Source organism: Bacillus massilinigeriensis (assembly GCF_900111815.1).
Lineage (GTDB): Bacteria > Bacillota > Bacilli > Bacillales > Cytobacillaceae > Mesobacillus_C > Mesobacillus_C mediterraneensis.
On record NZ_LT630004.1, the window covers coordinates 2,945,072 to 2,956,574 of the forward strand.

Consider the following 11,503-nt stretch of genomic DNA (forward strand, 5'->3'; position numbering starts at 1 on the left):
TGTTTCCTATATTATACTTTCATTCCTTGTCGCTTGGTATGGATTTATTTGTTTGATTGTAACTATTCCCATGATGATACTTGCAAAAACTGTCCAAAAGAATCGGTATTTAAAGCGCAGGGAAGCATTTTTAGCCGGTGATCCGTACATGATAAATTAGAGAAATATGGTATTTAAACTAGTAGTTAGGAAGGTTTTTAAAAGTGAACTATTTAAAAGTTTTATTTATTTTAACACTATTTTTAACAGGTTGCAGCATCGAGAAATCAACTGGGGAAAGTACTGATAGTAAAAGGGAACAAAAAGAATTATCAAAAAAAGAAAAACAGAAAATTTTACTTGAATTTGTAAATAAAAAAACTAAAAAGGTATCTGATTATGAAGAGGCAGCATTTAAGTCTTTAACTTCAGTTTCAGGAGAAAACTTCACAAATGACCAGGTTATGCACACAGAATTGGTCAATAATACAATCCCATCTTACAAAAAAGCTCTTGAAACAGCAAAAAAAATCAAGCCTGGATTTTCCGAATTAGAAGAGCCCAAAAAGCAGATAGTGAAAGCGACAGAAACCTTTTATGAGGCCCTCCTACTTGAAAAAGAGGCATTAGAAAAACAAGATAGCGACATAATGAAGCAATCAAATGAAAAGATGGTGGAATACAAAAAACAAATCGAGGAATACCATTCACAAATGCAACAGTTAGCGAAGAGATTGAATGTGGAATATACACCATATAGTAGTTGAGTATAAGTGCCACTGGCTGATGAATTCCTAAAAATGATTATCTTCAAGTAGCTTGTTTAGTCCCTAGAATTGATAAGCTTCCGTGTGTTATCAATCAAACTAAGAAATTTATCAATCTGATTCAACTAAACCCGAACTCACACCTCTCCTTGACAAGGTTTTAAGTAAAAAGAGTAACTTCGAGTTTGCTATTTTAATGATTGTGGATATTCTCAAGCCCTCGCCACACTCCAGCACGTCTGAGGGGTGGCTTTTTTTCTGGAATCAGCCAGCTTTTTCGCATTATCAACCACACTTCGAGATTTATCAACCAACTCCGAGCAAAAATCAACCAACTTACCGTCGTTATCAACCAACTTCCGTGCGAAATCAACCAAACGCAGCCGTGGCGCGGCTTCCGGGTTAAAAAGAGTAACTTCAAAAGGACTTGACCAAGTTCATGCCACACTCCAGCACGTCTGAGGGGTGGCTTTTTTTCTGGAATCAGCCAGCTTTTTCGCATTATCAACCACACTTCGAGATTTATCAACCAACTCCGAGCAAAAATCAACCAACTTGCCGCCGTTATCAACCATCTTCCGTGCGAAATCAACCAAACGCAGCCGTGGCGTGGCTTCCGGGTTAAAAAGAGTAACTTCAAAAGGACTTGACCAAGTTCATACCACACTCCAGCACGTCTGAGGGGTGGCTTTTTTTCAGAAATCAGCCAGCTTTTGCGCATTATCAACCACACTTCGAGATTTATCAACCAACTCCGAGCAAAAATCAACCAACTTACCGCCGTTATCAACCATCTTCCGTGCGAAATCAACCAAACGCAGCCGTGGCGTGGCTTCCGGGTTAAAGTGCAAATTCAACCAAACGCAGCCGTGGCGCCATTCAGGATAAGGTTATAAGCCAAAAGAGTAATTTGCAGACCCAGTCCCGGCACAGCTTCCGGCCCAAGGACCACACCCTCTCCTACTAAAGCGGCAATAACAGCTTCAAACCCATAACAAGCAAGATGGATCCGCCAAGGACTTCGCCGTATGAACCGAGGACGCCTTTCACCTTCCGGCCAATGAGAAGGCCTGCCCAAGAGAGGATAGCAGAAGCTGCGCCAAAACAAGCGATAACAAGAATGGTTCTTGCCCCGTAGATGCCAAGCGTCAGGCCGACGGAGAAGCTATCCAAACTTACGCTTAAGGCGAACAGAATCAGGCCGCTCCCGACCGGTGTTATGATGCTGTCACCGTCGGTATTAAATCCGGAGCGGATCATCTGCATCCCCATGAGCACGAGGAGACCGCCTCCGATATAGCCTGCAATTGCGCCGAACTGGTCTGATAAAAAGCTGCCGACCACGATGCCGATGAGAGGCATAAGCATATGAAAAAAGCCAATGATAAGGCCAATTTTAAAAATTTGCCGTTTGGAGAGGGAAATCATCCCCATGCCAAGGCCGACGGAAAAAGCATCCATGCTTAACGCAAATGCCATTAATAATAACGTAATCAGTTCTCCCATCGCTGCTGCCATTCCTATGCCTCCTTGGACTTGCTAGTTCAACATATGCACGTCCAAGAGGGTTTAGAAGAGGTTTATAAGCCAAATAAAAATAGCGGCAATCCGCCGCTATTTTTTGTATTATTTTTTCCTGATGATTGGATATCCCGAAGCCTTGGAGAGACGATTCATGACTGCCTCGCCCACGCCAGCATCAGAAAAGACTTCGCCAAAAATAATAGCAGCATTGCTTTCGTTGAAACGTCTAAGCGTATCATAAAGAGCTTCTGCCACCGTTTCGAGTTTTTCCCGGCTGCCGCAAGGGATAATAACATCAGCATCGTAAAAATCTTTATTCTCTTCCGTTGTCATCACACCGACTTTCATACCCTCCGCTCGCTTTTCATTGACGAGTTCTTGGATATCACCAGGGGTGCCATCTACCAAGTATAAAGGAGAATCCGGAGCATAATGGCGATATTTCATTCCTGGCGATTTCGGTGCTTGTCCCGGATCGGTGAGTGCAGGATCTACGCCAATCCTTCCGACTGATGCTTGCAGCTGCTCTCTTGTAATACCGCCCGGCCTAAGGATGACAGGATACTCCCCAGTGCAGTCCACAACAGTCGATTCCACTCCAACACCTGTCGGACCACCATCGACAACCCCGGCAATTCTTCCGTTCAAATCCTCCCACACATGAGAGGCTGTTGTTGGGCTAGGTCTTCCCGAGACATTTGCGCTTGGCGCTGCAATCGGCAATCCTGATGCCTCAATCAACGCTAATGCCACTGGGTGCTCAGGCATCCTGACTGCGACCGTTGAAAGGCCTGCTGTCGCTTTTTCCGAGAGAACGCCCTCCTTTTTGTAGAGAACGAGCGTAAGCGGTCCAGGCCAAAACTTTTCCATTAAAATTTGCGCCTGCTCCGGTATTTCTGCAACAAATTCCTCAAGCTGCGTTTTGTTGGCTATGTGGATAATGAGCGGATTATCTCCCGGTCTGCCTTTAGCCTCAAATATTTTTGCGACTGCTTTATAATTTTTCGCATTGCCCCCAAGACCGTAAACGGTTTCTGTTGGAAAGGCAACCACTTCATTTCCCTTCAATTTTTCCGATGCTTCCACAATTTGTGGATATGTGATTAAATTATCCACAAGTTTATCCACTGTCCATCGTGTTGTCTTCATATTAATCACCCTTCTAGACTGGGTCCTATTACCCTAAAAAATAGTCCTTCAATCCTTTATATACTAACATATACTGAAGTAATTCCTATGAAAGTATAAAAGAAGTAGCGAGAGAAGACAAGTTTTTATCCACAAATTGTGCATAATATCGGGGATTAAGTGGATAAGTCTGTGGATATAGCGAGATTTTTTATCGAAATTTTCATTATTATTGAGTTATCCACATTTGTTACTCTCTTAAAATGCTCTAATTCACCGACAGATCGACTTGCTTCCTCATAATGACAGCTTTCAAATCCTAGTTCCCGGAGAAAAATGGCTGCTGCCTGCTTGTCCGTTACAAGAAAAACATTCATTAGTCCTTTTTCCTTTGCCGTGCGCAACACGCGCCCTAGTAAAAGAAGGACCTCTTCATGGGAAGTGCCTTTCTGGATGACGAGCGAACGGATTAAACCAGCATTCACAGCCGGCTCCATTCCAACACAGGCCTTCAGTTTTCCAGAGCTTGTCTCCAAAAAAAAGTAGCAATCTAAATCTTCCTCCTGAAATTGGGTTCCCGGCTGCACTTCTGCTAAAAAGGACTTTAGTTTTTCAACGTCTTCCTTTGCAGCTACCCGAACAAGTTCTCCCATTCCTTCCACCCTTTCTATTAATCTTATATGCTATATGTATGTGAAAGGGAGATAACTAGAACTAAAAGGGAGACATAACCGCATCGTTGCGGTCATGCCTCCCTGGTGTCTGAATACTTCTGTTATTTGTATCATGTATCGCCTTGTTATTAGTCGTTCTTGCGCTGGCGGGATTCGCCGCCTTTTTCGCCGATCTCTTCGTAGAATTCGTCGCCATGCTTATCGCGAGTGGCTTCGCCGCCCTTTTTACCGATTTCCTGATAAAATTCTTTATCATGATTTTCGGCTGTTGCTTCGCCGCCTTTTTGGCCAATCTCTTGATAGAATTCTTTGTCATGGCTTTCAGCTGTTGCTTCGCCGCCTTTTTTACCGATTTCCTGGTAGAATTCTTTGTCATGATTTTCAGCTGTTGCTTCGCCGCCTTTTTTACCAATCTCCTGGTAGAATTCTTTGTCATGATTTTCGGCTGTTGCTTCGCCGCCTTTTTTACCGATCTCTTGGTAGAATTCTTTACCATGGTTATCGCTTGTTGCTTCGCCGCCCTTGCGTCCTCTTTCTTCACGAGTCATTTTTTCGTCATTATTTTTGTTTGCCATTATCTTTCATCTCCTTTTAGGTTGTTTTTTTTGTTTACACTCCTACATTATCCGCTGTGGACATACTCTAAACCACTTGAAACTAAACTGTAACTCTCCTGTTCTTGCAATGTAATAATTATGGGAATTTAGCTGGGATTTTTGCCACTTTATCCATATTTTTCTACAAAAAAAAGACCACAGACAGCTGCGGTCAATTAAATAGCTTTTTCCAAGCGTCTACAACGAAAAAGCGAACTTCGATTTCTTCCTCTTTTCCTTGAAAAACAGGCTGGCTTTTCTTTACTTTTTTCACTTTAGAAGTATCGGCTTCTTGCTCTTTAAGGTTTTTCAATGGAACTTCGCTGTTTTCAGTAGGAGTAGGCTCTTCTATTGCTGTAGGTTGCGCTGCTTCAGGTATCTCCACTTGTGCTGCAGGTTCTACTGTTGCTGGTTCCGGTGTTGGTTCTGCCGGTGACTGTTCTGGGCTTGATGGAGCAGAGGCCGGTTGAGACGCTGCTGCAGCCCTTGCTTCAGTCTCTTTATTCAGGTCAGCCTTTTCCTTCCCTTCCGCTTCTTCCTCTACTATGTTCTCTTCTCCTTCTTTTTTACTTTTTACGTTATCGCCTTTCTCCTCAAATCCCGGGCTTGTCGCTTCACCGTTTGAAAAATCAAGGAAGCACAGCGGCGGATACAGGACACACCACCAGTTAGCGCCTTCCCCTTTTCCAAGCGTGATTAAGATTGCCTCATACTCGCCTGCAGGGTAAAGAAATTGTCCATACAGCTTTGTCGGGAATTTTACGCGGCCAAAATCTACATTTACTGTCTGATCGCTCTTGTGGGCAGCAACCACTTTCTCCGCGATTGCTTGTATTTCCGGAAGCTTTGACTTTATCACTTTTCGTGCTTCCTTTAGAGAAGTCAGCTCTCCTACCCACACGGTAATTTGCTCGTTTACTCTGTCTCGAACTTCCCGTTTAATTTTCTGGTCGGCTGCGGTGTCGCTGTCAGCAAGAATCCTCAGCCTGATCGCCTCATGCGGAATGACGATTTCCTCCTCAGCCCTAGTTGTTTTCGGTGTATATAAGCTTAAAATTGTCGCAGCTGACAATAATATTAGATAAAAAATTGCAATATATTTTTTGTTCATCTCATAGCACCATCCCTTCACTATCAACAGTGTGGGCAAAATGCTAGATTCTTAAACTTGTAATTTTAAAAAATATTGGAGTACTATTTTTGCGGGAATCAACCAATCGCCGGACTAGCGCGCTGGAACCAGGCTTGAGCACCCCGGAAGCTTGCGCTCAAAGCGACTTTTTTCAGGAAATCAACCAACTTTTTTGAGTTATCAACCAAACTGAGGGGAAAATCAACCAGCTTGGTGCTAGAATCAACCAACTATCGTCAGAAATCAACCAATCGCCGGGCTAGCGCGCTGAAACGGGGATCGAGCGCTCCACAAGCTAACGCTCAAAGCGACTTTTTTCAGGAAATCAACCAACTTTTTTGAGTTATCAACCAAGATGAGGGCGTAATCAACCAGCTCGGTGCAATAATCAACCAGCTCGGTGCAATAATCAACCAAAGCTGAAGTGTAATCAACCAACTATCGTCAGAAATCAACCAATCGCCGGGCTAGCGCGCTGGAACGGGGATCGAGCGCTCCACAAGCTTGCGCTCAAAGCGACTTTTTTCAGGAAATCAACCAACTTTTTTGAGTTATCAACCAAACTGAGGGCGTAATCAACCAGCTCGGTGCAATAATCAACCAAAGCTGAAGTGTAATCAACCAACTATCGCCAGAAATCAACCAATCGCCGGGCTAGCGCGCTGAAACGGGGATCGAGCACTCCACAAGCTTGCGCTCAAAGCGACTTTTTTCAGGAAATCAACCAACTATCTTGAGTTATCAACCAAACTGAGGGCGTAATCAACCAGCTCGGTGCAATAATCAACCAAAGCTGAAGTGTAATCAACCAACTATCGTCAGAAATCAACCAATCGCCGGGCTAGCGCGCTGAAACGGGGATCGAGCGCTCCACAAGCTAACGCTCAAAGCGACTTTTTTCAGGAAATCAACCAACTTTTTTGAGTTATCAACCAAACTGAGGGCGTAATCAACCAGCTCGGTGCAATAATCAACCAAAGCTGAAGTGTAATCAACCAACTATCGTCAGAAATCAACCAATCGCCGGGCTAGCGCGCTGGAACCAGGCTTGAGCACCCCGGAAGCTAACGCTCAAAGCGACTTTTTTCAGGAAATCAACCAACTTTTTTGAGTTATCAACCAAACTGAGGGCGTAATCAACCAGCTCGGTGCTTGAATCAACCAAAGTTGAAATGTAATCAACCAACTATCATCAGAAATCAACCAATCGCCGGGCTAGCGCGCTGAAACGGGGATCGAGCGCTCCAATAAGCAAGCTTTCCTAAAACAAAAAAAGCCCCCTTGGACAAAGGGACTAAACGCCGATATGCGCGTACACCATGCGATCTTTTCCATTAATATCGTTCAACACTTCCACGAAAGCTCCTGGAAAAGCTTCGCGCAGCATGTTTGCGACAGTTTCTCCTTGGCCGAAGCCAACCTCAAGAGCAACGAGCGCTTTTTCCTTGAGCACTTGCGGCAGCTGTTCCATAAAGCTCCGATAAATGTCGAGGCCATCTTTGCCGGCAAACAATGCGAGATGCGGTTCATGATCTGTCACGATTTCCGACATCCACAGCTTGTCTTCCTCAGGAATATATGGTGGATTTGAAATGACGCAGTCGAATTTTTTCCCGCCTCTCATAAAAGGTTCCAACAAGTCTCCCTGAATGAAGTTAACATCTGCTCCAAGTGCCGCAGCATTTTTTTTCGCAACAGCTAGCGCGTCCTGGGAAATGTCTGACGCCGTGACCATCATATCCGGTTTTTCCAGCTTAAGTGTTACGGAGATCGCTCCGCTTCCTGTTCCAACATCTACTGTCTCGATTCCGTCTGCATCAGGGAAAAGCGAATGCATACGCTGCAAGGCGCCAAGCACGAGCTCTTCTGTTTCTGGCCGTGGAATTAAGACAGAAGGATTCACTTCAAAGGTTCTTCCATAAAAATCTTCCACACCTGTGATGTATTGGACGGGAACCCCGTCGCCATGCTGTTTGACTGCTTTTTGGAAGGCTGCCCATACGCCGTGGTCGAGCTCCTCGCGAATATCGGCAAGAAGGTGCGCGCGATCCATCCGGGCAATATGCTGCAGCAGAATTTCCCCCGCATTGTCATCTCTCTGCTTCTGCTCTAAAAAAGAAGAAGCCCAGTTCAGGGCTTCATATATTTTTTTACTCATTGCTTGCGCTCTCCAAACGGCTAGACTGGTCTTCGAAAATAAGGGCATCGATGATTTCATCCATTTTCCCTTGAAGTATTTGGTCAAGCTTCTGGATAGTCAAGCCAATGCGATGGTCCGTCACGCGGTTCTGCGGGAAGTTATACGTGCGAATTCGCTCAGAGCGATCCCCTGTGCCGACAGCCGATTTCCGAACTTGGTCATACTCAGCCTGCGCTTCCTGCTGATACTTATCATACACGCGGGCGCGGAGAACCTTCATCGCCTTGTCCTTGTTTTTATGCTGCGATTTCTCGTCCTGGCAAGAAACAACGATGCCAGTCGGAAGATGCGTCAGCCGGACGGCAGACATGGTTGTGTTAACACTCTGGCCGCCAGCGCCGCTGGAAGCGAACGCATCGAAGCGAATGTCCTTATCATGGATTTCCACTTCCACTTCCTCCGCTTCCGGAAGACACGCAACTGTGGCTGTTGAAGTATGAATCCTTCCGCCTGACTCTGTTTCCGGAACGCGCTGCACCCGGTGTGCGCCATTCTCAAACTTCAGCTTCGAGTAAGCGCCGTTTCCATTTACAATAAAAATAATTTCCTTGTAGCCGCCAACCCCAGTTGTGTTCGCTTCAATCACTTCCACTTTCCAGCCTTGCGATTCGGCAAAGCGGCTGTACATCCGGAATAGATCGCCAGCAAACAGAGCAGCTTCATCTCCGCCAGCAGCTCCGCGAATCTCCATAATAACGTTTTTATCATCGTTCGGGTCTTTCGGTACAAGAAGAATTTTCAAGCGGCTTTCATACTCTTCAATGCGAGACGCAAGCTCAGCCATCTCTTCCTTCACCATTTCCTTCATTTCAGCGTCAAGCTTTTCATCAAGCATCGCACGCGCATCCGCGTACTGCTCCTTTGCTTCCTTGTATTCACGATAAACCTGCACCGTTTCCTGGATATCAGACTGCTCCTTGGAAAACTCGCGCAATTTGTTGGGATTATTAACAATCTCAGGGTCGCTCAAAAGCTCATTCAGCCTCTCATAGCGATCCTCAACAGCTTGAAGACGATCAAACACAGGCATTCACCTCATCTATAATAAATAATACGTTCATTCCATTCTTGTCCATAACATTCTAATTATAGTATAGCAGGGATAGCAGCGTCAAAACCAATTCTTGAGCGTAAGATGCTTAGAAGCGATAGGAGATTGGTGTCAGGTGGTTATTTAAGATTAAATATAGTAATTTAAGTGCTTAATTTTTGTGTTTTTGCTTTAACCAATGATAAAAATGCTAGTTTTGGTGTGGAAACTAGAGATTTTACAATTTACAGAGAGAAATGAAGGAAAATGAAGCATGTGTAACCGATTACACACAAGCTGAGACGCTAGTTACTTTTTGCTATCTACGGTAATGCTCGATTTATCTCCGGTAAACTCCATTTTATCTACGGTAATCCTTCTTTTATCTACGGTAAATGGGGATTTGTCTACAGTAGCTAGGAGCTTGATTGTAATTATCCCTTTTAATGTAAAAATAAAAACCTCTGGGTTTTTAAAATAGCATCAATCCTTACCTGCATTGTCATTGACCAACTCACTTGAGTGAAACATGACTTTTTTTCAATAAAATGCTGCTGTTTTTCAGTTAAAACGACAAGTTTTAGATTTGGAGGAATAAAAGTAATTGTGTAACCGATTACACACAAGCTGAGACGCTAGTTACTTTTTGCTATCTACGGTAACGCTCAATTTATCTCCGGTAAACTCCATTTTATCTACGGTAATCCTTCTTTTATCTACGGTAAATGGGGATTTATCTACAGTAGCTAGGAGGTTGATTGCAATTTTTGCTTATAGTGTAAACCAGCTCCTCGCCTTCATTTGCATTCCTATTTTTAACAATAACTGTCATCCCACGCGTTCCCGAGCAAAAACAACAAGCATGCCCGCGGGGACATGCTTGTCATTTGCCGTTTTCCATATTCACATCGATATTGTAGCGAGGCAGCGCGTTGGTCAGCTTCTGTTTGATTTTAGCAGCTTGCTTTTCTTTTTCACCGGAAGATAGGTTCTTGCTGCTGAGCACGGAGACGTTCATTGTACCGCCATCAATCCAAACTTCATCTGCCTTAAAGCCTTTAACGCTAGCTACCGTTTCGCGGGCTTTTGCCACATCGTCTGAAAAGTTGTGGCGATTTCCGCCGATATCCGGAAAGTTGGGGTTCTGGTCGCTCATCGTACGGTCCATCCCATCGCTTGCGTTTATATCATGGCCGCCGCCAACATTGCCATCATCCCGCGTGGAAATAGCCTTGCCTTGCTTGTCCTCATCCTTGTATCCTGATTGGCTATTATCAAACATCCCGCAGCCTGCAAGCAATGCTAATGCCAGAAGCACCGCCAGCATTCGATTCATAAAGCCATCACCTCCGCTGTTAGCGTGCCCCCAAATCCTCCCCCCTATGCCAAAACAAATGCCAAAGCAAAAAACAAAAACCAGCCCCAATGGGACTGGCATCTGCATTGCTTAATTTATCTCGGTATTTTGGGCGGACCTCACCATATTGGGAGATTTCGGCACTTCGTGGTGGTGCCTGCACCTTGGTTCATATGCTTCAGAGGCTCCGACGAGGATGACCGGGTCATGGTAGGAAGCAGGCTTGCCATCGATGAGGCGCTGGGTCCTGCTTGCTGGCGATCCGCAGACGGCACAAACGGCCTGCAGCTTTGTCACATGCTCAGCAATTGCCATTAGCGCGGGCATCTTGCCAAAAGGCTCGCCGCGGAAGTCTTGATCGAGCCCTGCAAGGATTACTCTATGTCCGCTATTGGCCAAGTGCTGAGCTACCCCAACGATTTCCTCATCAAAAAATTGCACTTCATCGATTGCGATGACATCAACATCGCCGCTTATATGCTGGAAAATATCAGCGGAACGGGCTACCGGTCTCGCAATTATCGAGGTTCCGTTGTGGGATACGACAGCCTCCTCGCTGTAGCGATTATCGATTATCGGCTTGAATACGGCAATCTTCTGCTTCGCAAACTGCGTTCTTCGGACACGCCGGATCAATTCCTCCGACTTGCCGGAAAACATGCTGCCGCAAATCAACTCGATCCAGCCGCCATGGTTCTTCTCATACATGTAACAAGCTACTCCTTCCTGCCGGCCATGCCCGCCACTCGCTCGGCATGGTCCCCATCTATATAGAATTAGCCGACATTCCTCAAAAAGCTGCCGGAATAAAGACATTCTTTCCAATAAAAAACAGGCAAGGTATGAAGCTTCTTGCCTGTTTTATGAACGTTCTTATTGTTGTTGCTCGGATTTGATGCCGTATTTCTTGTTGAAACGGTCAACACGTCCGCCTGCTTCAGCAAACTTCTGACGGCCTGTGTAGAATGGATGGCATTCTGAACAAGTTTCAACACGAAGCTCTTTTCTAACGGAACCTGTTTCGAAAGTGTTGCCGCAAGCGCAAGACACCGTGATTGTTTTGTAGTCTGGATGAATTCCTTGTTTCATTCCTAATACATCTCCTTTTGCCCTGAA

The 11,503-nt window shown here is 45.1% G+C and carries 11 protein-coding genes; 1 reads left to right on the top strand and 10 read right to left on the bottom strand.

What is annotated here, in order from left to right; translation table 11 throughout:
• The first annotated feature begins 203 nt into the window (after positions 1-203).
• Positions 204-746, top strand: coding sequence for a hypothetical protein (locus BQ5796_RS15225; RefSeq protein ID WP_071460994.1), 543 nt, complete (start codon positions 204-206; stop codon positions 744-746).
• Positions 747-1,709: 963 nt separating this feature from the next.
• On the opposite strand, the gene BQ5796_RS15235 is transcribed toward BQ5796_RS15225, so the two are convergent.
• The 10 genes from BQ5796_RS15235 to rpmE form a co-directional block, all read right to left on the bottom strand.
• Positions 1,710-2,264 (bottom strand): manganese efflux pump MntP, encoded by a 555-nt coding sequence (locus BQ5796_RS15235; RefSeq protein ID WP_071460996.1) that lies wholly within the window; start codon positions 2,262-2,264, stop codon positions 1,710-1,712.
• A gap of 108 nt (positions 2,265-2,372) precedes the next feature.
• Positions 2,373-3,419, bottom strand: a complete 1,047-nt coding sequence (locus tag BQ5796_RS15240) for an L-threonylcarbamoyladenylate synthase (protein ID WP_071460997.1) — start codon at positions 3,417-3,419, stop codon at positions 2,373-2,375.
• Positions 3,420-3,574: 155 nt separating this feature from the next.
• Positions 3,575-4,051, bottom strand: a complete 477-nt coding sequence (locus tag BQ5796_RS15245; RefSeq protein WP_071460998.1) for a GNAT family N-acetyltransferase — start codon at positions 4,049-4,051, stop codon at positions 3,575-3,577.
• A gap of 149 nt (positions 4,052-4,200) precedes the next feature.
• The gene (locus tag BQ5796_RS15250; protein ID WP_071460999.1) at positions 4,201-4,647 is read right to left on the bottom strand and encodes a KGG domain-containing protein; all 447 of its coding nucleotides are present in this window, start codon (positions 4,645-4,647) and stop codon (positions 4,201-4,203) included.
• A gap of 193 nt (positions 4,648-4,840) precedes the next feature.
• Complete coding sequence (gene spoIIR / locus BQ5796_RS15255) at positions 4,841-5,779, bottom strand: stage II sporulation protein R (protein ID WP_071461000.1); 939 nt, start codon at positions 5,777-5,779, stop codon at positions 4,841-4,843.
• 1,315 nt (positions 5,780-7,094) lie between these two features.
• Entirely contained in the window at positions 7,095-7,958 is an 864-nt protein-coding gene (prmC, locus tag BQ5796_RS15260; protein WP_071461001.1) for a peptide chain release factor N(5)-glutamine methyltransferase, read from the bottom strand.
• Positions 7,951-9,024, bottom strand: coding sequence for a peptide chain release factor 1 (gene prfA / locus BQ5796_RS15265; protein WP_071461002.1), 1,074 nt, complete (start codon positions 9,022-9,024; stop codon positions 7,951-7,953). Before prfA ends, prmC begins: the two co-directional genes overlap by 8 nt.
• 889 nt (positions 9,025-9,913) lie before the next feature.
• A complete protein-coding gene (locus tag BQ5796_RS15270) occupies positions 9,914-10,366 on the bottom strand; it encodes a hypothetical protein (protein ID WP_071461003.1) in 453 nt (150 codons plus the stop codon).
• Positions 10,367-10,477: 111 nt separating this feature from the next.
• Positions 10,478-11,095, bottom strand: coding sequence for a thymidine kinase (locus BQ5796_RS15275; RefSeq protein ID WP_071461004.1), 618 nt, complete (start codon positions 11,093-11,095; stop codon positions 10,478-10,480).
• A gap of 165 nt (positions 11,096-11,260) precedes the next feature.
• The gene (gene rpmE / locus BQ5796_RS15280) at positions 11,261-11,476 is read right to left on the bottom strand and encodes a 50S ribosomal protein L31 (RefSeq protein WP_071461005.1); all 216 of its coding nucleotides are present in this window, start codon (positions 11,474-11,476) and stop codon (positions 11,261-11,263) included.
• Positions 11,477-11,503 lie beyond the last annotated feature (27 nt).